The sequence below is a fragment of the Mesorhizobium sp. P2_A8 genome (assembly GCF_056404935.1).
On record NZ_JBFUDB010000005.1, the window covers coordinates 529,197 to 553,636 of the forward strand.

Consider the following 24,440-nt stretch of genomic DNA (forward strand, 5'->3'; position numbering starts at 1 on the left):
GTTCCTCGACAAAGGAAGATTCGACAATTACATACGAAGCGTATGATTGTTAGATAGATCATACGCCGCGTATGTCAATTGGCATACGAAGCGTATGTTAGTAGGTCCAGAAGCCATGCACAAACCTCGCAAGGAAATGATCGCCGAGACGCGCGCCAAGCTGATAGCGGCGGCCCGCCACGCCTTCGGCACGATCGGCTATGCTGAAGCCTCGATGGATGATTTCACTGCCTCGGCCGGGCTGACGCGCGGCGCACTCTATCATCACTTCGGCGACAAGAAGGGATTGCTGCAGGCGGTCATCGCCGAAATCGACGGCGAGATGGCGGCGCACGTGAACGAAGTGGCGTCGAGAGCGCCGACCCGCTGGCAGCATTTCGTCGACGAATGCACGACCTATATCGAGATGGCGTTGGAACCGGAAATCCAGCGCATCATGTTCCGGGATGGCCCAGCCGTGCTGGGAGATCCGGCACAATGGCCGAATGCCAATGCATGCATCGCTTCAATGACCAGCCATCTGACGATGTTGCAGGAGGAGGGGGTTGTCGTATCCAGCCTCGACCCCGAGACTGCCTCGCGGCTGATCAACGGGGCGAGCAGTCAGGCGGCGCAACGGATCGCCAATTCGAGCGACCCCGAAGCGACGTCGAAGAAGGTGGTCACGGCGTTCAAGCAACTGCTCGAAGGCCTGCTCAAAAAGCCTGATCCGCAGCCGAACTGAAATCCCCATAGGCGGTCCGGCGCCATTGCCCGCAATTGACAATAGCCGGTTTGAGCGCATCCTCTCGCGCCATCTCTGAAGCGGAGATTCGGGGCATGTGGGATTTCGATATCGGCAGGTCGGTGTCTATCATGATGCGGACCTGGCCCTTCATTGTCTTTCGCATGATCGTCTATTTCGGCATCACGCTGGCCTACATCATTGCGACCGGTGCGGGCGCCTCCGTTGGCTATGGTATCGGCCATATCTCCACCGATCCTGACGGGCCGCTGTCATTTGCCTTGTGGGGCGGCGTGGTCGGGTTCGGTATCGTCTCGATCGCCGTTTATTGGATCCGCGAATACATCCTCTACGTCGTCAAGGCCGGCCATATCGCCGTCATGGTCCATCTGATCGACGGCCGCGATATTCCCGACGGCCAGAACCAGATTGCCTACGCCAAGGACATCGTCACCCGGCGTTTTGCCGAAGCCAACATCCTTTTCGTCGTCGACCAGCTGGTCAAGGGCGCCATCCGCGCCATCACCGGCCTGATCGGCGGCGTCGCCGCTTTCCTGCCGATCCCGGGCTTGAGCGGCCTGGTCTCCTTCATCAACACGGTGATCCGCCTGTCGCTGACCTATGTCGACGAGATCATCCTGGGCTACAACGTCCGCATCAATTCAGCCTCGCCGTTCGAGACGGCGCGGCAAGGCGTCGTGCTCTACGCCCAGAACGGCAGGATCATGGTCAAGAACGCCGTCTGGCTGGCGGTCATCATGTGGGGCGTGTCGTTCGTCATCTTCCTGCTGATGCTGGCTCCGGCCGGTGCCATTCTTTTCCTCATGCCCGGGCAGCTCGCGGGCTGGGCCTTCGTGCTCGCCATTGTCTTCGCCTGGGCTTTCAAGGCCGCGTTCATCGAACCCTTCGCCATCGCCTGCCTGATGCAGGTCTATTTCAGGACCATCGAGGGCCAGGTGCCCGATCCCGAGTGGGACGCCCGGCTGGCCGAAGCGTCGTCGAAATTCAGGGAACTCAAGGACAAGGCGCTGGCCTCCTTCGGTGGCTCGCGCTGGGGCACGGCCGGCGCGACAGGCTGATCAGCGGCGGTCGCCGTCGCCGGTGCGGCGCCGACAGCGTTGAGGCGCGTTACGGTCGATTTGAGCGGCGCTTCGCCTTGCCCGGAAAAAATCTCGCTCATGATCAGCTCCGGCAACGGCAGGCGGCGTCCCCAGCCGTGCGTTTCAAGGTCCGGTTTTGGCGCGAACTCCGAGACGCGGCCGACGCAGAGATAGGCGACCGGCGTCACATGCTCGGGAATTGACAGCAGATCTTTCAACGCCTGCGCCTCGATGATGCTGACCCAGCCGACACCAACACCTTCGGCGCGCGCCGCCAGCCAGAAGTTCTGCACCGCGCAAACCGTGCTGTAGAGGTCCATCTCCGGATTGTGCCAGCGCCCCAGCGGCGAACCCTTCGAGCGCTGGCGGTCGCAGGTGATGCAGATGTTGAGCGCGCTTTCGCAGATGCCATCCAGCTTGAGCTTGCGGTAGAGCGCCTGTCGCTCTTCCGCGATGGCTGGCAACTCCTGTTCGCGCGCCGCCAGGAACAGGTCGCGCACCTTCTGCCGTCGCTCGGTGTCGCGAATGACGATGAAGTTCCATGGCTGCATGAAGCCGACCGATGGCGCGTGATGGGCCGCAAGCAGCAGCCGCGCCAGCACATCATCTTCGAGCGCGGTGGGCAGGAAATGGCTGCGGACATCGCGCCGCGTGAACATGGCGCGGTAAACCGCGTTGCGTGCACTTTGGTCAAATCCGTCGCCAACTGGAGCGGTCATGTGTTCCGGCATCGCGTGTCCCCTTGCGATTGCAGTGTAGATGTCATCCGCCTGACCATGCGGACGACGATACCTGCCAGGCCGGTCTTCTGGCTCAGGATCAACCCGCGTCCGGTGCCTTCCCGTCATCGACAGTGGCATTTACCGGCGCGGTCCCCCTTACAGCGTTGGGCACGCCACGGAATTCAACCGTGTTCCCGATTCTCTCGCTTGCGGCGAGCACCAGGCAGTGGCGCCGACCTTACGCCGAAGCGCTAACGACGCCAATGCCCGTAGCGACACCAATGGACGCAGGCGTGATTTTCCCCAGTCATCAACCGCCTGCGCATGGCCTTTGTCGATCCGGGTCACTAGATTAGGGCGATGACCACCCGTCTCTACAGCCATCCGATCTTCCTCGAGCACATCACGCCGCCCGGCCATCCCGAGCGGCCCGACCGCTTGCGCGCCATCGAGCGTGTGCTCGACGACGAGGCTTTTGCCACGCTCGATCGCGTCCAGGCGCCGGAGGGCGACGAGGCCACCATCCTCTACGCGCATCCCGCCGATTTCGTCGCCCGCGTCCGCGCATCCATTCCCGACACGGGCATTGCCCGCATCGACGCCGACACCACCGCCAGCCCGAAGAGTTGGCAAGCGGCGATCACGGCGATTGGTGCTGCCAACGCTGCCGTGGACGACGTTTTCACAGGCCGCGCCGACAATGTCTTCGTCGCCGCGCGACCGCCCGGCCACCATGCCGAAAAAACCACCGCCATGGGCTTCTGTCTCTTCAACACGGCGGCGATTGCGGCGCGCCATGCACAGAGGAAACATGGCGTCGAGCGCGTTGCCGTTGTCGACTGGGACGTGCACCACGGCAACGGCACGCAGGATATTTTCTGGGACGATCCGACGGTGCTCTATTGCTCGACGCACCAGATGCCGCTCTATCCCGGCACCGGGGCAAAGAGCGAAACCGGCGCCGGCAACATCGTCAACGCACCGTTGGCGCCGCAGACCGGCAGCGAGGTTTTCCGCGACGCCTTCCTGTCGCGGGTCCTGCCGGCGCTCGACAATTTCGCGCCGGACCTGATCATCATTTCGGCCGGGTTCGACGCGCATCACCGAGATCCATTGGCCGAGATCAACCTGACCGAGGACGATTTTGACTGGGCGACCGGCCAGTTGATGCAGCGCGCCACGCGCCACAGCGGCAACCGGCTCGTCAGCTTGCTCGAGGGTGGCTACGATCTGCAGGGACTGGCATTTTCGGTCGCCGCCCATGTCGGGCGACTGATGAAAGGATGAATGATGGCTGGTGAGACCAACGAAGACATCAAGGCGATGAGCTTCGAACAGGCACTCGACGCGCTGGAGAAGATCGTCGATGATCTGGAGCGTGGCGACGTGCCGCTCGACCAGTCGATCCGCATCTACGAGCGCGGCGAGGCGCTGAAGGCACATTGCGACCGGTTGCTGAAGGCCGCCGAGGACAAGGTCGAGAAGATCAGGCTGTCGCGCGACGGCAAGCCGGTTGGAACGGAGCCGCTCGACGCCGACTGAGGCATGCTCCCGAACGATGGTCTTGCCTCACCGGTTTTTGGACATGATCATGATCGAGGATGGAATTCGCCCCGATTGAAACGGCTTCAGGAAGAGGAGGTTCGCAAACGATGTGCAGAAACATCAAGACCCTGTTCAATTTTGATCCGCCTGCAACCCATGACGAGGTGCGCGACGCAGCCCTTCAGTTTGTCCGCAAATTGAGCGGAACGACACGGCCCTCGAAGCAGAACCAGCACGCGTTTGACCACGCCGTCGAGGCCATCGCGGCATCGGCCCGTGAGCTTCTCGATTCCCTCGAAACCCATCAGCATCCCCGCAATCGCGAAGAGGTGGCAGCTAAGGCGCGGGCAAAAGCCGCGGTCCGTTTTGCCTGACGCAAGTAGGCGCGGCCGCTGACAAGGAGAGTGCATGAACTTCTTCCCTGGGAAAGACCCTGAAGTCGGCGATGCCTTTGCCAGCGACCAGATCGAGCTGATGGTCATCCCGAACGCCAAGGACATTGGCGGTTTCCAGGTGCGCCGCGCCCTGCCGACCGCCAAAAGGCGGCTGGTCGGGCCCTTCATCTTTTTCGACCGCATGGGCCCGGCGATCCTGCGCGCCGGCCAGGCGCTCGATGTCCGCCCGCATCCGCATATCGGTCTGTCGACGGTGACCTACCTGTTCGACGGCAAGATCAGGCATCGCGATTCACTCGGCACCGAAATGGTCATCCAGCCCGGCGACGTGAATTTGATGACCGCCGGCCGTGGTATCGTTCATTCGGAACGCACGCCCGAGGAACTGCGCGGCGCGCCGATGTCGGTCTCAGGCCTGCAGACATGGCTGGCATTGCCGGACGGCAAGGAAGAAGTGGCCCCGGTGTTCGAAAACACCGCAGCGCTTCGACTTCCCGAGATCGATGCCGAAGGCGTCAGCGGGCGCATCGTCATCGGTGATTTCCAGGGGCTGCGGTCCCCGGTGAGGGCCGACTCCGAGACGCTTTATGCCGATCTGCGTCTGGCGCCCGGTGCCAGCGTGAAAATTCCCGCCGACGCGGAAGAGCGCGCCATCTACACGCTCGAAGGCGAGGTCTCGATTTCGGGCGACGTTTTCCCGGCCGAGCGCTTGCTGGTGTTCCGGCCCGGTGACGAGATCGTTGTGTCGTCGCAGACAGGCGCGCATTTCATGCTGTTCGGCGGCGCCTCGCTCGGCTCGAAGCGTTACATCTGGTGGAATTTCGTCTCGTCGTCGAAGGAGCGCATTGAGCAGGCCAAGCATGAATGGAAGACGGGCCGCTTCGACATCGTTCCCGGCGATGAGGAAGAATTTATCCCGCTGCCGGAAAGCTAGGGCATGATCCCGAGAATGGGAACCGGTTTTCGGACGAGATCATGCCCAACAGATAGAACCACAACCTGATCCGCGTCACTGACACGCATTTACTTTCGCCGGCCGGCGGCCTATCCCGCCCATGAACAGAAAGCCCGAGCAGGCCTACCCGTGAACGCAACGCCGCATACGCCGCTCCTCGACAAGGTCCGCATCCCTGCCGACCTGCGCACGCTTGCCGAGAGCGAACTGCCACAACTGGCATCCGAGCTTCGCGCCGAGCTGATCGACGCGGTGTCCCGCACCGGCGGCCATCTTGGCGCCGGCCTTGGCGTGGTCGAGCTGACGGTGGCGCTGCACTATGTCTTCAACACCCCGGATGACCGGCTGATCTGGGATGTCGGCCATCAGGCCTATCCGCACAAGATCCTGACTGGCCGCCGCGACCGTATCCGCACCTTGCGTCAGGAGGGCGGCCTGTCCGGCTTCACCCGCCGCGCCGAGAGCGAGTACGATCCCTTCGGCGCCGCCCATTCCTCGACATCGATATCGGCCGGCCTCGGCATGGCCGCCGCTCGCGACCTCTCCGGCGGCCGCAATAACGTCATCGCCGTCATCGGCGACGGCGCCATGTCGGCCGGCATGGCCTACGAGGCGATGAACAATGCCGGCGCGCTCGATGCCCGGCTCATCGTCATTCTCAACGACAACGACATGTCGATCGCGCCGCCGACCGGCGCGATGAGCGCCTATCTGGCGCGTCTGGCCTCGGGCAAGACCTATGTCGGCCTGCGCGACTTCGGCAAGAAACTGACGTCCTATCTCGGCAAGCGCGCCGATCGTGCGATCACCCGGGCGGTCGAGCATGCGCGCGGCTATGTCACCGGCGGCACGCTGTTCGAGGAACTCGGCTTCTATCATATCGGCCCGATCGACGGTCACAATCTGGAGCATTTGATCCCGGTCCTGAAGAATGTCCGCGACAATGGCGAAGGCCCGGTGCTGATCCATGTCGTCACCCAGAAGGGCAAGGGCTACGCGCCGGCCGAGGCCGCCGCCGACAAATATCACGGCGTCAACAAGTTCGACGTCATCACCGGAGCGCAGGCCAAGGCGCCGGCCAACGCACCGGCCTACACCAAGGTGTTCGCCGAAAGCCTGGTCCAGGAAGGGCGTGAGGATGACCGCATCGTCGCGGTCACCGCCGCCATGCCGAGCGGCACCGGCCTTGACCTGTTCGGCGAAGCGTTTCCGTCGCGGACCTTCGATGTCGGCATCGCCGAACAGCACGCGGTGACCTTCGCCGCCGGCCTCGCCACCGAAGGTTACAAGCCGTTCGCCGCGATCTATTCGACCTTCCTGCAGCGCGCATACGACCAGGTCGTCCACGACGTCGCGATCCAGAAATTGCCGGTGCGTTTTCCCATCGACCGCGCCGGCTTCGTCGGCGCCGATGGCGCCACCCATTGCGGCGCCTTCGACACCACCTTCCTGGCAACCTTGCCGGGTTTTGTGGTGATGGCGGCGGCCGACGAAGCGGAGCTGCGCCACATGGTGCGCACCGCGGCGAGCTATGACGAGGGCCCGATCGCCTTCCGCTATCCGCGCGGCAACGGCGTCGGCGTCGACATGCCGGAGCGCGGCGCGATCCTCGAAATCGGCAAGGGCCGTATCGTCAGGGAAGGCAGCAAGGTCGCACTGCTGTCCTTCGGCACGCGGCTGCAGGATTGCCTGATTGCCGCCGAGGAGCTTGGCGCGGCCGGGCTTTCCACCACGGTCGCCGATGCCCGTTTCGCCAAGCCGCTCGACGAGGATCTGATCCGGCGGCTGGCCCGCTCGCACGAGGTTCTGGTGACGGTGGAAGAGGGCGCCGTCGGCGGCTTCGCCAGCCACGTGCTGCAGTTTCTCGCCCATGAAGGCTTACTGGAAAGCGGCCTGAAGGTGCGCCCGCTGGTGCTGCCCGACGTATTCTCCGACCACGCCAAGCCGGAAAAGATGTATGCCGATGCCGGGCTGGATGCCGCCGGCATCGTGCGCACAGTGTTCGTCGCCCTCGGCCATACAGCCAGCGCCCAGCGCGCCTGAATCAAAATCTCAAGGGCTTGAATCAGTTTGCCGGCTTGATGTCTTAACGCCTTGTTAAGGCTGCCGTTTGGCGATTTGCTTACCCTGTCTCTTGGCCGTTTTTCAACGGCGCCCTGCTAGACCGTGATCAGGCAGGGAGACAACAACAATGAGAACGCTTCTGTGCGGCGTGGCGCTTTCAGCGGCCATCGTCGCGCCGGCCGCCGCCGAAACGCGCTATGATCGCAGCCTTGAAAAGGCGGCCATGGGCATCATCGCCGGCAAGATGGGCGATATCCGCGGCGGCTTTTCCTACAAGCAGGTGCCGCAACTGGTCGTCCTGCCGGATCCCGGTCCGGCGCCTGTGGGCGCGCCCGAGCCTCCCCGCGAGCAGGCTTCGGGGGATCGCGGCGACGGCTTGTCTCCAGCCGTCGATCGCCAGGCTTCGCGAACCATTTTCTAGGGCATGTCGCCCGTTCAAGCGGCGCGCTAGAACCACATGTCGCGCACGCAGCGGCCATCGCGCGGCAGGTCGTCGTAAGTGTCGAGACCATCGAAATGGTCGATCGGCAAGTCGGCGACGGCCTCCGGCGGTGCAAGCCTGACATTGACGGGGATTCGAGTGCGGCCAGTGGGGCTGGAGCGCAAGCCACGCCAGGCGAGCACGCATGCGCAAGTGGGACAGAACAGCATCTCGAACGAAGGCGCATTCTTTCCGGCGCGCGTATTGTGCCGGACCCGATGCTATGCGCGCAAGCGGCGCAGCGGCTTGATGGGTTCGCACGGCTTCCAACGATGTACCCGCCCCAATGTCCTTGCCTTCGCGACCAGCTTTCGCCATGAAGGCCGATGAACTTGCCTTTGCCAGCCAGCGCCCGCCAGCGGCTCGACGACCTGCTCGTCCAGCGCGGGCTCTTTGCCAGCCGCTCGCGCGCTCGCGACGCGGTCGAACGCGGTACGGTGACCGTCGACGGTGTCATTGCGCGCAAGCCCGGCCAGAACGTTCTGCCGCAATGCCTGATCGCCATCGATGATCCTGCGCAAGGCTACGTGTCGCGCGCGGCGCTCAAGCTGATCGGCGGGCTCGACCATTTCGGCCTCGATCCCGCTGGCCGCGAAGCACTCGACATCGGCGCTTCGACCGGCGGCTTCACCCAGGTCCTCCTTGAGCGCGGTGCGGCCCACGTCACCGCCATCGATGTCGGGCATGGCCAGATGCATCCCGATATCGGCAACGATCGGCGTGTGACTGTCATCGAGGGCCTGAACGCGCGCGATCTCACAGTCGCCGATCTGGCCGGCCGGATCCCGGATTTCATCGTTTCCGATGTCAGCTTCATTTCGCTGAAACTGGCGCTGCCGCCGGCGCTCGCCATCGCGAAGGCAGGTGCCGCCGCCATGTTTCTGGTCAAGCCGCAATTCGAGGCGGGCCGCGAAGCGATCGGCAAGGGCGGCCTGTTGAAGGATCCCTTCGATGCCGCCCGTGTCGCCGGCCTGCTGCAGGATTGGCTGGACGCCGTTCCCGGCTGGCGCTCGCTGGGGATGCATTTGTCGCCGATCGAAGGCGGCGACGGCAACCGCGAATTCCTGCTCGGTGGGATCAAGGATCGATGAGCGCGCGCTTCAGCATCAGGAAACTCGGCGCCCAGGGCGACGGTATCGCCGAGACCGAGAGCGGCGATCTGTTCATTCCCTTCACGCTGCCCGGCGAGGTCGTCAACGCCGCGCGCGAAAGGGATCGCGCCACGCTGATGGCGGTGCTGGAAGCCTCGCCGCTGCGCATCGAACCCGCCTGCCGCCATTTCACCGAATGCGGCGGGTGCGCCCTCCAGCATTTCGAAGCCGAAGCCTACCGCCAGTGGAAACGCGAAAAGGTGGTGCACGCCCTGAAGGGCAAGGGCATCGATTGCGAGGTCGGCGAACTGGTCGCCTGCGTGCCGCACACGCGCCGCCGTGTCGTGCTCGCCGCACGGCGCACCGATACAGGCATGCAGCTCGGCTTCAATCGCCATCTGTCGCCGGAAATCATCTCCATTTCGGAATGCCCGATCTCGGTGCCCGAGATCGTCAGCGCACTCGATCGGCTGAAGGCGCTCGCCGAACTGGTCTGCGCCACCACCAAATCGTTCCGGCTGGCGGTCACCGTGACCGGTTCGGGCCTCGATGTCGCGCTTCACGAATCCGGCAAGCTCGGCGAAAACCAGCGTCGTGTCGCCTCCAACTTCGTCCTGGCTCAGGGGTTTGCCAGGTTGTCGATCGATGACGAGATCATCATCGAGCCAAGGAAGCCTGTCGTCATGTTCGGCAGTGTCGCTGTCGCCGTGCCGCCGGGCGCCTTTCTGCAGGCAACCGTGGCCGCCGAACAGACCATGGCCGATATTGTCGGCGGACATCTCAAACGTGCCAAGAAGGTCACCGATCTTTTCGCCGGCTGCGGCAGCTTTGCTTTGCGGCTGGCGGCGAAGTCGGAAGTCCATGCGGTGGAGGGCGATGCGGCAGCCCTTTCGGCGCTCGACCGGGGATCACGCTTCGCGAGCGGTCTGAAGCGGGTGACGGGCGAACGCCGCGACCTGTTCCGGCGTCCGCTGACCTTCAAGGAATTGAATGCCTTCGACGGCCTGGTATTCGACCCGCCACGCGCCGGCGCCGAAGACCAGTCGAAGCAGATCGCGCGCTCGGATGTCCCCTACGTTGCTGCGGTGTCCTGCAATCCTGTGACGCTCGCTCGCGACCTGCGCATTCTGCTCGACGGCGGCTACACCCTGAAAAGCGTGACGCCGATCGACCAGTTCCTGTGGTCGCCGCATGTCGAGGCGGTGGCGCTGCTGGAGAAGCCGAGAAAGAGGCGGTAGCCGTGGGTTTCGGCTCCTACTAGCTTGGCGACAGTCGTTTCGACGTGCCGCCCCGTTGGTTGATCGACACCCATGTGTTTGGGTTCTGCTGGGACTGGCGTTTGAGGAAGTAATAGCCCGTCGCATTCCAAGGTCTGATCTCATTGACCAGATTGTCCAGGACAAGATCGCCCTTGTCGGTTTTCACCGTCAGGATGGTGTGGCCCTCATTGTCCAGGTCGCGCACCACGGTCATCAACAGCGCCTGCCGCGGGAATCCCGCCTCCTGAAGAAGCTTGCGCTTGTAGAGGGCGTAGATCTTGCAGTCGCCCTTGCCGTCCACGGGGTAATCCCAGTGGTCCGCCATCGTGCCCCAGTGATCGAAATTGCTGACGGGTTTGATGGCGCTGTTCGCCTTCTGATTTATCCGCTTGAGGATGCGTAGGTTCTGCGCCGTCAGCTTGACATTCGCGGCCGGCAGAGCGCGTACCTTGCACTCTTTTGGTCGACGATGGCAGAAATCGACCCAACCGTAGGGGACGCTGGTGCTTGCACCAACGGTGGCGGAGCGCAGCCCTTCCGTTGAAGATTGCGTCGATCGCGACTTGAACAACGTCGACTGTGCTGCCGCCGGGCTGGCTTGCAGCGATGTCGCACCAATTAACGAAACGAAGCCAAGTAGGAAAGACGAAGTCAGGACGCCGGAGAAAAGCCGCATTGCCAAAACCACCACCGCAACGAGGAAGCTGGTGCTGCGTCCGTGCGCAAAAGGCAGCCCAGGCAGTTGAAGACATAACAATTTCCTAATGTCGATTGTGTTCACTTCAAGGTGCTGAGAGGGATTAGCTGGAAAATGCCGTCTCTCCCCCAGACCCCGTCAGGATCGAGGAACGTTGCGACGCCGATCCCGCCGAAATGCCGGCTCCTGTCAAGATGACGACCTTGGATGGTTGGTTGCATTCGGAAACATCGTTTGGAAGGTGATGTTCCATCCCGGCATGCTCAAACCCTGGTGCCACCCACCGTCATCTGGTTCATGCGCAAATGCGGCTGGCCGACGCCGACCGGGACGCCCTGTCCGGCCTTGCCGCACATGCCGATGCCGGTGTCGAGCTTCATGTCGTTGCCGATCATGGAAACGCGGTGCATGGCGTCCGGCCCGTTGCCGATCAGCATGGCGCCCTTTATCGGCTGCGTCACCTTGCCGTTCTCGATCATGTAGGCCTCGGTGCAGCCGAACACGAATTTGCCCGAGGTGATATCGACCTGGCCGCCGCCGAAGGACACGGCATAGATACCGTTCTTGACCGAGGCGATGATTTCGTCCGGCTCCATGTCGCCCGCCGTCATAAAGGTGTTGGTCATGCGCGGCATCGGCTGGTGCGCATAGCCTTCGCGCCGGCCGTTGCCGGTGGCCTTCATGCCCATCAGCCGGGCATTCTGGCGGTCCTGCATGTAGCCGACCAGCTTGCCGTCCTCGATCAGCACGTTGCGAGCTGAAGGCGTACCTTCGTCGTCGACGGTGAGCGAGCCGCGCCGCTCCGGCATGGTGCCGTCATCGACGACCGTCACGCCCTTGGCGGCGACCTGCTGGCCCAGCAGGCCGGCGAAGGCCGAGGTCTTCTTGCGGTTGAAGTCGCCTTCCAGCCCATGGCCGACGGCCTCGTGCAGCATGACGCCCGGCCAGCCGCTGGACAGCACGATGTCGAAGGTGCCAGCCGGCGCCGGTATGGCCTCAAGATTGACCAGCGCTTGCCTGAGCGCCTCCCTGGCGGCGTGCTTCCAGCTGTCCTCGACAAGGAAGTCGCCAAAGGCCTTGCGTCCGCCCATGCCGTAGGAGCCGCTCTCCTGTCGGTCGCCGTCGCCGACGACGACCGAAACACTGACCCTGACCAGCGGGCGGATGTCGCGCACCACCTGGCCATCGGCGCGCACGATCTCGACATGCTGCCAGGACGAGGTCAGCGAGGCTGAAACCTGGCGCACGCGCGGGTCCTCGGCGCGCAGCCAGGCGTCGATTTCCTGCAGCAGCTTTGCCTTGGCCTCGAAGGAGGGCGAGGGGATCGGATTCTCGTCGCCATAGAGATGGCGGTTGGTGCGGGCCGGTGCTGCGGCGAGCGTGCCGGAATAGCCGCCCTTGACGGTTGAAACGGCGTCGGCGGCGCGCAGCAGCGAGGCTTCGGAAAGGTCGCTGGAATGGGCATAGCCACTGGCTTCGCCGGCGACCGCACGCAGGCCAAACCCCTGGTCGGTGTTGAAGTTGGCGGTCTTCAGCCGGCCATTGTCGAACATCAGCGCTTCGCTCTCGCTGTATTCGAGGAACAGCTCGCCGTCATCGGCGCCGTTTATGGTGTCGGCAACGATCTGCTTGATGCGATCGTCTGAAATGTCGAATTGGCCGATCAGGCTGTTCATGGCGCGGGCCCTTCAATAAGCGGTTTTACCGGATGTAGGCGCCAGGGCGCCGTTCGGCAATCCTCACGATGGAACACACAGATCCTATGTCAGGCGGCGCGCCATCACGATTTCGTCGATCTCCCGGCCCTCATGAAGAAAGCCTGCAGGTATGCAGCCAATTTCCTGAAAACCTTCGCGTTGATAAAATCGTATGGCGGCGGGATTTTCCGCGCTTACAGCCAACTCGACCTGCCTTATGCCCAATGCGCGCGCATGATCGAGCAGCAGATTGAGCATCGCGACGGCGTGTCCGCCGCCACGCTCGCTGTCGCGCAAATAGACCATGATGATGGTGGCGCGGTGCGCCATCTTGCTGCCCTGCTGCCGCATCAGGCCCATTATGCCGACAGGCTCTTCGCCCCGGAAGCTGACGACGACCGGGTTGGTCGTCAGGCGCCGACGCCACTCCTCGTCAGGGAGACTTTCCCAATCCGATACGCTGCTGGCGAAGGCTTCGGGAGCAACACGCAAGGCCTCCAGGCGAATTCGCTTGAAGATCTCGAAATCGTCCGGATCGAGCAGTTTCAAGGCCAAACAGTCAGGCTCAGGGCAGGGCGGCGAAACCGTCGGCGAAACCCTTGAGGTCGACCGGGATGCCGATGCCTTCTTCCGGGGTCTGGAAGACGATGAAGGTGGCCGACGTGCCGGTCTTCAGCGTGTCGAGCAGCGGTTTTTCAAGAATGACCTCGGCGTAGCAACCATCCTGGAAGCAGCGCACGAAATAGGCGCGGCCGATGTCCTTGCCGTCGACATTGAGGCCGAGCCCGTTGGGCAAAAGCACGCCCAGTGGCGCCAGCACGCGCAGGATCTCGGCCTTGTTGTCTGCGGTGCGCAGCACGACCACCGACAATCCCATCTCGGGTCGGTCCTCGGCGACGACGTTCTGCATCATCACGCACTGCTCGGAGGTGGCGCCGGCCGGCGTGTCGCAGATGATCGACCATGCGCCATGCGTCGAGCGGACAGTCCCGCTCGGCTGCGCGGCATTGGCCTGGCTGGACAAGCCCATAAAAGACAGGCCGATGACGGAAGGGCCGATTGCGGACAAGGCGGCGAGAAAGATGACCCTCGCCAGGATTCTCGAAAGCGCAAGTCTCGAAAGCCAAGGGTTCATGACGGCTCCATTGCGAATCACGGCACTTTAAGCCGCGCCAAAGCCAAGTAAAGGATGAGACCGCAACCGGTCTGCCCCGAAAAAGCCAATACGGCGCTTTTTCCCTGCCAATTTCGCCCGAATTGCGACGGCCGGCACGCCCGGCCCGCAGGAATGGTGCGGTGGGCCGAACATACGCGATTCGGGGCCGTTGCCGTTACCTTCAAAGGCACATCCGCGCTTGCGCGCAAAAATGCCGCACGGTTTCGCCCGCTCCTTTCTTGCGGAGGGAAAAAGAGTATGGTTTGAACCACCTTGAGACTGTCGGGATTCCCGTCCCGGCATTGTTCGTTATTCTCGTGGGGCACGCCGCGAGGAACTGGGAGACGATGAGGGCGATGAGAAGATTCCTAGCAGGCGCAGTTGTCGCCGCCACGTTTTTCGCCGGCGCATCCGCCCATGCCGATCAGCCCAAGGACTGGGAGACCGGCTTCCAGGCGCCGGCAACCGACATGATGCGGCAGATCGAGTGGTTCGGGAACTACACGATGTGGTTCATCGTCCCGATCACCATACTGGTGCTGTGTCTGCTTGCTTATTGCATCTTCAAATTCCGCGCGAGCGTGAACCCGGTTCCCTCCAAGACCAGCCACAATACGCTGATCGAGGTGATCTGGACCGTCGGCCCGGTCGTCATTCTGCTCTGCATCGCCATTCCTTCGTTCCAGCTGCTCACCGCGCAATACACGCCGCCGGAAGACGCCAAGCTGACGATCAAGGCAACTGCCAACCAGTGGAACTGGGACTACGAATACCAGGTCGACAAGACGCTCTCCTTCAATTCCGCGATCCTGCAGGAAGCAGACCGGGCCAAGGCCGGCAAGGAAGACCGCGCGGCCTATCCGCGCCTGCTCGCCGTCGACAACGAGATGGTCGTGCCGGTCAACACCATGACCCGCGTGCTGGTGACCGCGGCGGACGTCATCCACTCCTTCGCCATGCCTGCCTTTGGCATCAAGATGGACGCGGTTCCCGGGCGGACCAACGAGACCTGGTTCAAGGCCGACAAGGAAGGCCTCTACTACGGCCAGTGCTCGCAGCTCTGCGGCAAGGACCATGCCTTCATGCCGATCGCCATCCGCGTCGTCTCCGACGCGCAGTACAACAGCTGGCTGGCAGCAGCCAAGACCGACCTGCCCGGGGCCAACAAGGCGCTGATGGCCGAGGTCGATGGCGTGAACAAGGTAGCGGCCGCCGGCAACTGATGCCGCGGCCAGAAAAGATCAGGGAACGGAGCGGAACATGGCAGGCGCTGCAGCTCACGACGACCACGACCACAAGCCGTATCACGGCTGGGTCCGGTGGGTGTATTCCACCAACCACAAGGACATCGGCACGCTCTATCTGATCTTCGCGATCTTCGCCGGCATCGTCGGCGGTGCCCTGTCGGTCGCCATTCGCATGGAGCTGCAGGAGCCGGGGATCCAGATTTTCAGCGGCCTCGCACAGATGGTCTACGGCATGAACGGTGACGCCGCGATCGACGGCGGCAAGAGCATGTACAACGCCTTCGCCACCGCGCACGCGCTGATCATGATCTTCTTCATGGTCATGCCGGCCCTGATCGGCGGTTTCGCCAACTGGATGGTGCCGATCATGATCGGTGCGCCTGACATGGCCTTCCCGCGCATGAACAACATCTCCTTCTGGCTGCTGCCGCCGGCTTTCATCCTGCTGCTCGGCTCGATGTTCATGCCGAGCGCACCTGGCGCCTACGGCGTCGGTGGCGGCTGGACGCTCTATCCGCCGCTGTCGACCTCGGGTCAGCCCGGACCGGCGATGGATCTGGCGATCCTGTCGATCCACATTGCCGGCGCCTCGTCGATCCTCGGCGCCATCAACTTCATCACCACCATCTTCAACATGCGTGCGCCGGGCATGACGCTGCACAAGATGCCGCTGTTCGCCTGGTCGGTGCTGGTCACCGCTTTCCTGCTGCTGCTGTCGCTTCCGGTGCTGGCCGGCGCCATTACGATGCTGCTCACCGATCGTAATTTCGGCACGACGTTCTTTGCACCCGACGGCGGTGGCGATCCGATCCTGTTCCAGCATCTGTTCTGGTTCTTCGGTCACCCGGAAGTCTACATTCTGATCCTGCCGGGCTTCGGCATCATCAGCCACATCGTCTCGACCTTCTCGAAGAAGCCGGTGTTCGGCTATCTCGGCATGGCCTACGCGATGGTGGCGATCGGCGCTGTCGGCTTCATCGTCTGGGCGCACCACATGTATACGACCGGCCTGTCGCTCGACACGCAGCGCTATTTCGTCTTCGCCACGATGGTCATCGCGGTGCCGACGGGCGTGAAGATCTTCTCCTGGATCGCCACCATGTGGGGCGGGTCGATTTCGCTGAAGCCACCGATGCTGTGGGCCCTGGGCTTCATCTTCCTGTTCACCATCGGCGGTGTCACCGGCGTCCAGCTGGCCAATGCCGGTCTCGACCGCTCGCTGCACGACACCTATTTCGTCATCGCGCACTTCCACTACGTGCTGTCGCTGGGCGCGGTCTTCGCCATCTTCGCCGGCTGGTACTACTGGTTCCCGAAGATGACCGGTTACATGTATTCCTTTGCCATCGCCAACACCCATTTCTGGGTCACCTTCATCGGTGTCAACCTGATCTTCTTCCCGCAGCATTTCCTCGGCCTTGCCGGCATGCCGCGCCGCACCATCGACTATCCGGACGCGTTTGCCGGCTGGAACATGGTGTCGTCCTACGGCTCGTATATCTCGGCCGTCGGTGTGGCGATCTTCCTCTATGGCGTGTTCGAGGCTTTCCAGAAGAAGCGCGTCGCCGGTGCCAATCCGTGGGGCGAAGGTGCCACGACACTGGAATGGCAGCTGCCTTCGCCGCCGCCTTTCCACCAGTGGGAGCAACTGCCGAAGATCAAATAAGGCGGCAGCATGGAATCGAAACCGCCGGCCTGCCGGCGGTTTTGGCCAAACGGAATGATGGACTTGAGTACGCATGGCCCTAGTCGACGAAACCAGCATTGACGAAGCGGGCTTCCGCATGTCGGAAGCGACGGCGGGCGATTTCTTCGCCCTGTTGAAGCCGCGCGTCATGTCGCTGGTGGTGTTCACAGCTTTCGTCGGGATGGTCGCCGCGCCGGTGACGATCAATCCGCTGCTGGCGGTGATCGCGATCCTGTCGATCGCCATCGGTGCCGGCGCCTCCGGTGCGCTCAACATGTGGTATGACGCCGACATCGACGCGGTGATGACGCGCACCGCCGGTCGTCCCGTCCCGGCCGGTCGCATCCTTCCCGGTGAGGCGCTGGGCTTCGGGCTGGTGTTGTCTGTGCTGTCGGTGATGACGCTCGGCGTGCTCGCCAACTGGCTGGCGGCGACGCTTCTGGCCTTCACCATCTTCTTCTATGCTGTCGTCTATACGATGTGGCTGAAGCGCTGGACGCCGCAGAACATCGTCATCGGCGGCGCCGCCGGCGCCATTCCGCCGGTGATCGGCTGGGCTGCGATAACCGGGAGCGTCAGCCTGGAAAGCTTTGTCCTGTTCCTGATCATCTTCCTGTGGACGCCGCCGCATTTCTGGGCGCTGGCGCTGTTCAAGTCCGAGGACTATGCCCGCGCCGGCATTCCGATGATGCCGAACGTCGCCGGCCATGCCTCGACCCGCCGTCAGATTTTCGCCTACGCACTGGTGCTGGCGCCGGTCGGCGTGCTGCCGTGGCTGCTGGGCTACACCACACCGGTCTATGGCGTCGCCGCCGTGCTGCTCGGGTTGGGTTTTGTCTGGTACGCGTGGAAGGTGCTTGATATGGCCGACGACGACCGCGTGATGAAGCCGGCCAAGGCCTTGTTCGCCTATTCGCTGCTCTATCTCTTCGCCATCTTCGCCTCCTATCTCGCCGATAGCGTCGTCGAGCGCGCGCTTGCAATGGGTGGAGCATGACCATGATCGAAGAAAAGCTCGAGCTGGTCACGCTGACCGAGCGGCAGAGGAAGGCCAGACGCAACCGCTCTGTCGCCATCGGCCTGGCTTTGGCGGTGCTGGTCATCATTTTCTACATCGCGACGATCGTGAAGTTCGGCCATCACGTCTCCGGATCGATGTGAGGACGACGATGAGCCGCGCGACAGTCACTGACCCAACGAAGAAGAACACAAACCGCATCGTCGCGTTCGTCTGTGTGGCCTTCTTCGGCGGCATGATCGGCATGGCCTATGCAGCGGTGCCGCTCTACAAGATGTTTTGCCAGGCGACGGGCTATGGCGGCACGACGCAGCGTGCCGAGAAGCAATATGCCGGTCGCGTGCTCGACCGTGAGATCACCGTCCGTTTCGATGCCAACATCGCCGGCGTTCCCTGGGATTTCCAGCCGGTTCAACGGTCGATGACGATGAAGATCGGCGAGACGGTGCAGGCGCACTATCAGGCCACCAACAAGTTCGATCGCCCCGTGACCGGCCGCGCCACATTCAACGTGCAGCCGGAACTGGCGGGACCCTACTTCAACAAGGTCGAGTGCTTCTGCTTCACCGATACGACGCTGAAGCCCGGCGAGACGCTGGACATGCCGGTCGTGTTCTATGTGGATCCCGACATCGTGAACGTACCGGAACTGAAGGACGTGAAGACAATCACTCTGTCCTATACGATGTTCCCGGTCGAGAAGAGCAAGCCGGTCGCGTCGTCGGAGCCGGTCCAGGGCAATAGCAAGACAATTTCGAATACCGAAGCAAATCTCGGGGGTTGATATGGCAGACGCGCACGCAAAACCACACCATGACTACCATCTCGTCGACCCGAGCCCATGGCCTTTCCTGGGGTCCATCGGCGCATTGGTGACCGCGATCGGCGGCGTCTGCCTGATGCAGTATCTCAAGGCCGGCGATTTCCCGATCTTCGGTTTCAACATCGCCAATCCGTGGCTGTTCTTCATCGGCCTGGCGATCGTCCTCTACACCATGTTCGCCTGGTGGTCGGACACGATCAAGGAAGCGCACGAGGGCCATCACACGCGTGTCGTGTCGCTGCACCTGCGCTACGGCATGATCATGTTCATCGCATCCGAGGTGATGTTCTTCGTTGCCTGGTTCTGGGCATACTTCGATGCCAGCCTGTTCCCGAGCGAGGCTCAGCAATACGCCCGCACCGCTTTTACCGGCGGTGTCTGGCCGCCGAAGGGCATGGAAGTTCTCGATCCCTTCCACCTGCCGCTCTACAACACCGTCATCCTGCTCTTGTCGGGCACAACGGTCACCTGGGCGCACCATTCGCTCATCCATGGTGATCGCAAGGGGCTGATCAACGGCCTGGTGCTGACCGTCGGCCTCGGCATGCTGTTCACCATGGTGCAGGCCTACGAGTACATGCATGCTCCGTTCGCCTTCAAGGATTCCATCTATGGCGCCACCTTCTTCATGGCGACCGGCTTCCATGGCTTCCATGTCATCATCGGCACCATCTTCCTGCTGGTCTGCCTGATCCGGGCGATGAAGGGTGATTTCACCCCCAAGCAGCATTTCGGCTTCGAGGCGGCCGCCTGGTATTGGCACTTCGTCGACGTGGTCTGGCTGTTCCTGTTCGCATCGATCTATGTCTGGGGATCGGTCGGCGCGGTGATCGAAGGTCACTGATACCGGTCTGAGGAGTTTTGATGAGGCGGCCGCGGCGACGTGGCCGCCTTCTTCTTTTCGGCGCAATGATCGCCGATCGATGGCCAATGCGGCTGACTGTTCTCTGTGCCATCTACGCGTGCATGATCGCGATAGCTCCGGCCTTTGCCGCCGAGAGGGTCGATCTGGTGCGCGTGCACAAGGCGGAACGGCTGCTGGAACTGGTCGGCGACGGCAAGGTGCTGCGCAGCTACAGCATCGCGCTCGGCGGCGATCCCATCGGCCACAAGCACCAGGAAGGCGATCAGCGCACACCCGAGGGGCGCTATGTCCTCGATTGGCGCAACCCGAACAGCATCGCCCACAAGTCGATCCATATCTCCTATCCCAATGCCGACGATCTGACGGCCGCCAAGGCACGCAATGTCGACGCGGGCGGCATGATCATGATCCACGGCCAGCCAAATGGTTTCGGCTGGTGGGGCTGGCTGCTTCAATTGGTCGACTGGACCGATGGCTGCATTGCGGTTACGGACTCCGACATGGACGAAATCTGGGCAATGGTGGCCGACGGCACACCGATCGAGATCGAGCGGTAAGCAATGAGCGACGACAAGGCGATCTGGCCGCCGATCGATCCGATCTCGGCCGGCCTGCACGGCCGCTGCCCGCGCTGCGGCGAGGGGCGGCTGTTTTCCGGCTTCCTCACCGTCGGCAAGCGCTGCACCAATTGCGGCCTCGATTATTCCTACGCCGATGCCGGCGATGGGCCGGCGGTCTTCGTCATCCTGATCATCGGCTTCATCATCGTCGGCCTGGCGCTCTGGGTTGAAGTCACGCTGAGCCCTCCGCTCTGGCTGCATCTGCTGGTCTGGATTCCGCTGGCTGTTGTGCTGTGCCTGACGGCGCTGCGGCTGATCAAAGGCGTGCTGCTGACGCTGCAATACCGCAACAAGGCGGCCGAGGGCCGGCTGGATCACGGCGAATGACCGAGGCATCCGTTAGAACTGGCGGCCGTTCGCGGCCAAGGACGGCATTGCTGCTCGGCCTTGGCCTGGTTCTGATACTGATCCTGCTGGCGCTCGGCACCTGGCAGGTCCAGCGCCTGCAGTGGAAGGAAGGCCTTCTGCAGACCATCGATCAGCGGACGCACTCGGTGCCGCGGCCGCTCGCCGAGGTCGAAAAAGAATTCGCCTCGACCGGAGACGTCGACTATACGCCGGTGACCGTCAGCGGCACTTTCCTGCATTCCGGCGAACGGCATTTCTACGCGACCTGGGACGGCGACGCCGGCTTCAACGTCTACACGCCACTGGCCCTCGACGATGGCCGCTTCGTCCTGATCAATCGCGGCTTCGTGCCCTACGACCTGAAAGATGCCGCCAAGCGCGCGAAGGGGCAGGTGACGGGCAAGGTGACGATCACCGGCCTCGCCCGCAACCCGCTGCCGGCAAAGCCGTCGATGATGCTTCCCGACAACGACGTGGCCAAGAACATCTTCTACTGGAAGGATCGCGACGCCATGGCGGCGAGTGCCGGGCTGCCGGCGGGCGCCACGCTGGTGCCGATCTTCATCGATGCCGACAAGACGCCAAATCCGGGCGGGTTGCCGGTCGGCGGCGTCACCATCATCGACCTGCCGAACAGCCATCTGCAATATGCGATGACCTGGTATGGCCTTGCCGCCGCGCTCGCCGCCGTGCTCATCCTGCGGCTTCGCCGTCCCGTGAAAGAGGAATGAAGGCTATCGCTGCCCTTGACAGGGCGGGGGTAGGCACCTCATTTCGGCTTTGATCAACCGGCCCGGATTTAATGCTTCAGACAACCACCAAGCCACCCCTGACGATCCGGCTCTGCCAGCCGCGCGGTTTTTGCGCCGGCGTCGACCGCGCCATCCAGATCGTCGTGCTGGCGCTGAAGAAATATGGCGCACCGGTCTATGTCCGCCATGAGATCGTGCACAACCGCTACGTCGTCGAGGGACTGCAAAGCCTTGGCGCCGTATTCATCGAAGAGCTCTCCGAGATTCCCCCTGAGCATCGGGAGTCGCCGGTCGTGTTCTCGGCGCATGGCGTGCCGAAATCGGTGCCGGCGGATGCCCGGGCGCGCAACCTCTTCTATCTCGACGCCACCTGTCCGCTGGTGTCGAAGGTCCACAAGCAGGCGATGCGCCATCAGCGGCTGGGCCGCCATGTGCTGCTGATCGGCCATGCCGGACACCCCGAGGTGATCGGCACAATGGGCCAACTGCCGGACGGCGCGGTGACGCTGATCGAGACCGAGGCCGACGCGGCGAAGCTTGCGCCTGCCGATCCGCAGGCGCTCGGCTTCGTTACCCAGACCACGCTGTCGGTCGAGGACACCGCCGGCATCATCCGTGCCTTGCAGGATCGCTTTCCAGACCTGCATGCCCCGGCTGCGGAATCGATCTGCTACGCCACCACCAACCGCCAGGAGGCGGTCAAGGAAACTGCGGCCGGCGCCGATCTCTACCTGATCGTCGGAGCGCCCAATTCCTCCAATTCGCGGCGTCTTGTCGAAGTGGCGGAGCGTGCCGGCGCCTCGATGTCGCTTCTCGTGCAGCGCGCCGCCGAGATTCCGTGGAATGACATCGCCGGCATCTCGACGCTCGGTCTGTCGGCAGGGGCATCGGCACCGGAGATCATCGTCGATGAGATCATCGACGCGTTCCGCCAGCGCTTCGATGTCACGATCGACCTGGCCATCACGGCCACGGAAACGGAGGATTTTCCGGTCATGCGGGTACTGCGCGATGTCGAACTGACGCGGGCCGACATGGCCTTCGTCAATGGAGCCGCGTAAGGCACATGGCGGTCTACACCGACGTTGCCGAAGGTGAACTCGGCGCATTCCTCAAGCACTATCCGGTCGGCGATCTCCTGTCCTACAAGGGCATCGCCGAAGGCACGGAAAACTCGAACTTCCTGCTGCACACCTCTAGCGGCTCCTACATCCTGACGCTCTATGAAAAGCGCGTCGAGAAGGCGGATCTGCCGTTTTTCCTCGGACTGATGGACCATCTCGCCAAAAAAGGCGTGTCCTGTCCGCTGCCGGTGACCGCGCATGACGGCAGCGTCATCGGCACGCTCGCCGGCCGGCCGGCGGTCATCATCACCTTTCTCGAAGGGCTTTCGCTGCGGCGGCCGGCGGCAACGCATTGTGCCGAGGTCGGCAAAGCCCTGGCGGCCCTGCATCTGGCCGGAGCCGATTTTTCGATGACCCGTCCCAATGCGCTCGCCATCGACGGCTGGCGCAAGCTTTGGAATGCGTCCCGCGACCGCGCCGACGAGGTTGAGCCTGGCCTGGCCGCCGAGGTCGATGCCGACTTCGCCGACTTCGAGCGGAACTGGCCGAAGGACCTTCCCGAAGGCATCATCCATGCCGATCTTTTCCCGGATAACGTGTTCTTCCTCGGCGAAAGGCTGTCCGGTCTGATCGATTTCTATTTCGCCTGCGACGACCTCTACGCCTACGATGTCGCCACCTGCCTCAACGCCTGGTGCTTCGAGAAGGATTTTTCCTTCAACCTGACCAAGGGCAAGGCATTGCTGGCCGGCTATCAGAGCGTGCGTCCCCTGAGCGAACAGGAAAATGCGGCGCTGCCGATGCTGGCGCGCGGATCGGCGCTGCGCTTCATGCTGACCCGGCTCTACGACTGGTTGACCGTTCCCAATGGCGGGCTGGTGATGAAACGCGATCCGACCGAGTATATCCGCAGGATGCGGTTCCATCGGGCGATCAGATCTCCTTCGGAATATGGATTGGCATGAACAAACAGGTTGAGATTTTCACCGACGGCGCCTGTTCGGGCAATCCCGGCCCTGGCGGCTGGGGTGCGATCCTGCGCTTCAACGGCACCACCAGGGAGCTCTCCGGCGGCGAAGCGGAGACCACCAACAACCGGATGGAACTGCTCGCCGCCATTTCGGCGCTCAACGCGTTGAAGGAACCCTGCACGGTCGATCTCCACACCGACAGCAAATACGTCATGGACGGCATTTCCAAGTGGATCCACGGCTGGAAGAAGAACGGCTGGAAGACCGCCGACAAGAAGCCGGTCAAGAATGGCGAACTCTGGCAGGCGCTGGATGAGGCCAACAGGCGCCACAAGGTGACCTGGAACTGGGTCAAGGGCCACGCGGGCCATGCGGAGAACGAACGCGCCGACGAACTCGCGCGCGAAGGCATGGCACCGTTCAAGAAAGGCCCGGTCAAGCCTGCTGCTGCGCCAAGGCCAACTGCGCAGGCAACCCAGCCGGCAGTGGCGAAGGCACGGCGCTCGACCCAGAGTTATTGAACTCCGGGAGGGGGCGGCTCTCACGCAGGAAGACGTCTATCGTGCCGATCCTGTACTATGTCACCCATCCCCAGGTTCAGGTCGATGCCAACATTCCCGTGCCGGAATGGGGTCTATCCGACATCGGACGCGCGAGGGCGATTGCGATGCTCGATCAGCCCTGGGTTGGATCGATCGGGCGTATCGTGTCGTCGGCTGAGCGCAAGGCGATGGAAACCGCCGAAATCCTCGCAACGCATCTCGGCCTCGCCATCGAAGTGAGGGCCCGGACGCATGAGAATGACCGATCGGCAACGGGCTTCCTGCCGCCGCCGGAGTTCGAAGCGGTCGCGGACCAGTTCTTCGCCAATCCGCACAAAAGCGTTCGCGGATGGGAGCGGGCCATCGATGCCCAGCAGCGGATCGTGAGCGAGGTCGACGCCGTGCTCGGTACCGCTGGCGCCGACGCCATAGCTTTCGTGGGCCATGGCGGCGTCGGAACGCTCCTGCTGCTCGCCCTCGGCGGCCGAAAGATCAGCCGCGAAGCCGATCAGCCGGCGGGCGGCGGCAACCACTTCGCCTATGACATCGGCGCACGCCGCGTTATCCACGGCTGGCGGCCGATCGACGCGCCGATGCAGCGTCGCGACGATTGACCG

The 24,440-nt window shown here is 63.0% G+C and carries 27 protein-coding genes, 2 pseudogenes and 1 riboswitch; of the genes and pseudogenes, 23 read left to right on the forward strand and 6 right to left on the reverse strand.

The window, feature by feature from the left end:
* The first annotated feature begins 115 nt into the window (after window positions 1-115).
* Window positions 116-724 carry a TetR/AcrR family transcriptional regulator gene (locus AC1D10_RS17735; RefSeq protein WP_477273988.1) on the forward strand — a complete coding sequence of 203 codons (609 nt, stop codon included), beginning with the start codon at window positions 116-118 and terminating at the stop codon, window positions 722-724.
* 95 nt (window positions 725-819) lie between these two features.
* Window positions 820-1,803 (forward strand): hypothetical protein, encoded by a 984-nt coding sequence (locus AC1D10_RS17740; RefSeq protein ID WP_477273990.1) that lies wholly within the window; start codon window positions 820-822, stop codon window positions 1,801-1,803.
* Between the two features lie 170 nt (window positions 1,804-1,973).
* Here AC1D10_RS17740 and bluB read toward each other — a convergent pair.
* Window positions 1,974-2,555 (reverse strand): annotated as a pseudogene (gene bluB / locus AC1D10_RS17745) (5,6-dimethylbenzimidazole synthase); the annotation flags it as partial.
* Between the two features lie 50 nt (window positions 2,556-2,605).
* Window positions 2,606-2,785, reverse strand: a riboswitch (cobalamin riboswitch).
* A gap of 121 nt (window positions 2,786-2,906) precedes the next feature.
* On the opposite strand from bluB, the gene AC1D10_RS17750 reads away from it, so the two are divergent.
* From AC1D10_RS17750 to AC1D10_RS17775, 6 genes are all read left to right on the forward strand, one after another.
* Window positions 2,907-3,833: a histone deacetylase family protein gene (locus AC1D10_RS17750; protein ID WP_379105723.1), complete on the forward strand. Its 927-nt coding sequence runs from the start codon at window positions 2,907-2,909 to the stop codon at window positions 3,831-3,833.
* Between the two features lie 3 nt (window positions 3,834-3,836).
* A complete protein-coding gene (locus AC1D10_RS17755) occupies window positions 3,837-4,088 on the forward strand; it encodes an exodeoxyribonuclease VII small subunit (protein WP_027035956.1) in 252 nt (83 codons plus the stop codon).
* A 110-nt stretch (window positions 4,089-4,198) separates the two neighbouring features.
* The gene (locus tag AC1D10_RS17760) at window positions 4,199-4,465 is read left to right on the forward strand and encodes a DUF2277 domain-containing protein (RefSeq protein WP_379106621.1); all 267 of its coding nucleotides are present in this window, start codon (window positions 4,199-4,201) and stop codon (window positions 4,463-4,465) included.
* Window positions 4,466-4,499: 34 nt separating this feature from the next.
* A complete protein-coding gene (locus AC1D10_RS17765; protein ID WP_477273993.1) occupies window positions 4,500-5,420 on the forward strand; it encodes a pirin family protein in 921 nt (306 codons plus the stop codon).
* A gap of 150 nt (window positions 5,421-5,570) precedes the next feature.
* The gene (dxs, locus tag AC1D10_RS17770) at window positions 5,571-7,484 is read left to right on the forward strand and encodes a 1-deoxy-D-xylulose-5-phosphate synthase (RefSeq protein WP_477273995.1); all 1,914 of its coding nucleotides are present in this window, start codon (window positions 5,571-5,573) and stop codon (window positions 7,482-7,484) included.
* Window positions 7,485-7,632: 148 nt separating this feature from the next.
* Entirely contained in the window at window positions 7,633-7,926 is a 294-nt protein-coding gene (locus AC1D10_RS17775) for a hypothetical protein (RefSeq protein WP_477273997.1), read from the forward strand.
* 26 nt (window positions 7,927-7,952) lie between these two features.
* On the opposite strand, the pseudogene AC1D10_RS17780 reads toward AC1D10_RS17775, so the two are convergent.
* Window positions 7,953-8,168 (reverse strand): annotated as a pseudogene (locus AC1D10_RS17780) (GFA family protein); the annotation flags it as partial.
* Window positions 8,169-8,312: 144 nt separating this feature from the next.
* Here AC1D10_RS17780 and AC1D10_RS17785 point away from each other — a divergent pair.
* Window positions 8,313-9,077 (forward strand): TlyA family RNA methyltransferase, encoded by a 765-nt coding sequence (locus tag AC1D10_RS17785; RefSeq protein WP_477273999.1) that lies wholly within the window; start codon window positions 8,313-8,315, stop codon window positions 9,075-9,077.
* Complete coding sequence (locus tag AC1D10_RS17790; protein WP_477274001.1) at window positions 9,074-10,315, forward strand: class I SAM-dependent RNA methyltransferase; 1,242 nt, start codon at window positions 9,074-9,076, stop codon at window positions 10,313-10,315. Before AC1D10_RS17785 ends, AC1D10_RS17790 begins: the two co-directional genes overlap by 4 nt.
* 19 nt (window positions 10,316-10,334) lie before the next feature.
* Here AC1D10_RS17790 and AC1D10_RS17795 read toward each other — a convergent pair whose 3' ends face one another.
* The 4 genes from AC1D10_RS17795 to AC1D10_RS17810 form a co-directional block, all read right to left on the reverse strand.
* Entirely contained in the window at window positions 10,335-11,117 is a 783-nt protein-coding gene (locus tag AC1D10_RS17795) for a transglutaminase-like cysteine peptidase (protein WP_477274003.1), read from the reverse strand.
* Between the two features lie 179 nt (window positions 11,118-11,296).
* Entirely contained in the window at window positions 11,297-12,709 is a 1,413-nt protein-coding gene (gene tldD, locus AC1D10_RS17800; protein ID WP_477274004.1) for a metalloprotease TldD, read from the reverse strand.
* 84 nt (window positions 12,710-12,793) lie between these two features.
* Window positions 12,794-13,285, reverse strand: coding sequence for an N-acetyltransferase family protein (locus AC1D10_RS17805; protein ID WP_477274006.1), 492 nt, complete (start codon window positions 13,283-13,285; stop codon window positions 12,794-12,796).
* Window positions 13,286-13,295: 10 nt separating this feature from the next.
* A complete protein-coding gene (locus AC1D10_RS17810) occupies window positions 13,296-13,865 on the reverse strand; it encodes an invasion associated locus B family protein (protein ID WP_477274008.1) in 570 nt (189 codons plus the stop codon).
* Between the two features lie 377 nt (window positions 13,866-14,242).
* On the opposite strand from AC1D10_RS17810, the gene coxB reads away from it, so the two are divergent.
* From coxB to AC1D10_RS17875, 13 genes are all read left to right on the forward strand, one after another.
* Window positions 14,243-15,109, forward strand: coding sequence for a cytochrome c oxidase subunit II (gene coxB / locus AC1D10_RS17815; RefSeq protein ID WP_477274010.1), 867 nt, complete (start codon window positions 14,243-14,245; stop codon window positions 15,107-15,109).
* Window positions 15,110-15,146: 37 nt separating this feature from the next.
* Window positions 15,147-16,799 carry a cytochrome c oxidase subunit I gene (gene ctaD / locus AC1D10_RS17820; protein ID WP_379105753.1) on the forward strand — a complete coding sequence of 551 codons (1,653 nt, stop codon included), beginning with the start codon at window positions 15,147-15,149 and terminating at the stop codon, window positions 16,797-16,799.
* Window positions 16,800-16,872: 73 nt separating this feature from the next.
* Window positions 16,873-17,817: a heme o synthase gene (locus AC1D10_RS17825; protein WP_477274013.1), complete on the forward strand. Its 945-nt coding sequence runs from the start codon at window positions 16,873-16,875 to the stop codon at window positions 17,815-17,817.
* 2 nt (window positions 17,818-17,819) lie between these two features.
* On the forward strand, window positions 17,820-17,981 hold the full coding sequence (locus AC1D10_RS17830) for a hypothetical protein (protein WP_379106651.1): 162 nt from the start codon (window positions 17,820-17,822) through the stop codon (window positions 17,979-17,981).
* Between the two features lie 8 nt (window positions 17,982-17,989).
* Window positions 17,990-18,622, forward strand: a complete 633-nt coding sequence (locus AC1D10_RS17835) for a cytochrome c oxidase assembly protein (RefSeq protein WP_477274015.1) — start codon at window positions 17,990-17,992, stop codon at window positions 18,620-18,622.
* A gap of 1 nt (window position 18,623) precedes the next feature.
* The gene (locus AC1D10_RS17840) at window positions 18,624-19,505 is read left to right on the forward strand and encodes a cytochrome c oxidase subunit 3 (protein WP_477274017.1); all 882 of its coding nucleotides are present in this window, start codon (window positions 18,624-18,626) and stop codon (window positions 19,503-19,505) included.
* A gap of 86 nt (window positions 19,506-19,591) precedes the next feature.
* A complete protein-coding gene (locus AC1D10_RS17845; protein ID WP_477274019.1) occupies window positions 19,592-20,083 on the forward strand; it encodes a L,D-transpeptidase family protein in 492 nt (163 codons plus the stop codon).
* A gap of 3 nt (window positions 20,084-20,086) precedes the next feature.
* A complete protein-coding gene (locus AC1D10_RS17850; RefSeq protein ID WP_379105762.1) occupies window positions 20,087-20,473 on the forward strand; it encodes a DUF983 domain-containing protein in 387 nt (128 codons plus the stop codon).
* Window positions 20,470-21,225: an SURF1 family protein gene (locus tag AC1D10_RS17855; RefSeq protein ID WP_477274022.1), complete on the forward strand. Its 756-nt coding sequence runs from the start codon at window positions 20,470-20,472 to the stop codon at window positions 21,223-21,225. The genes AC1D10_RS17850 and AC1D10_RS17855 overlap by 4 nt, the downstream gene beginning before the upstream one ends.
* A gap of 71 nt (window positions 21,226-21,296) precedes the next feature.
* Window positions 21,297-22,307 carry a 4-hydroxy-3-methylbut-2-enyl diphosphate reductase gene (gene ispH, locus AC1D10_RS17860; RefSeq protein WP_477274024.1) on the forward strand — a complete coding sequence of 337 codons (1,011 nt, stop codon included), beginning with the start codon at window positions 21,297-21,299 and terminating at the stop codon, window positions 22,305-22,307.
* A 5-nt stretch (window positions 22,308-22,312) separates the two neighbouring features.
* Window positions 22,313-23,275, forward strand: a complete 963-nt coding sequence (locus tag AC1D10_RS17865) for a homoserine kinase (protein ID WP_477274025.1) — start codon at window positions 22,313-22,315, stop codon at window positions 23,273-23,275.
* Complete coding sequence (gene rnhA / locus AC1D10_RS17870) at window positions 23,272-23,802, forward strand: ribonuclease HI (RefSeq protein WP_477274027.1); 531 nt, start codon at window positions 23,272-23,274, stop codon at window positions 23,800-23,802. The genes AC1D10_RS17865 and rnhA overlap by 4 nt, the downstream gene beginning before the upstream one ends.
* 41 nt (window positions 23,803-23,843) lie before the next feature.
* On the forward strand, window positions 23,844-24,437 hold the full coding sequence (locus tag AC1D10_RS17875; protein ID WP_477274029.1) for a histidine phosphatase family protein: 594 nt from the start codon (window positions 23,844-23,846) through the stop codon (window positions 24,435-24,437).
* Window positions 24,438-24,440 lie beyond the last annotated feature (3 nt).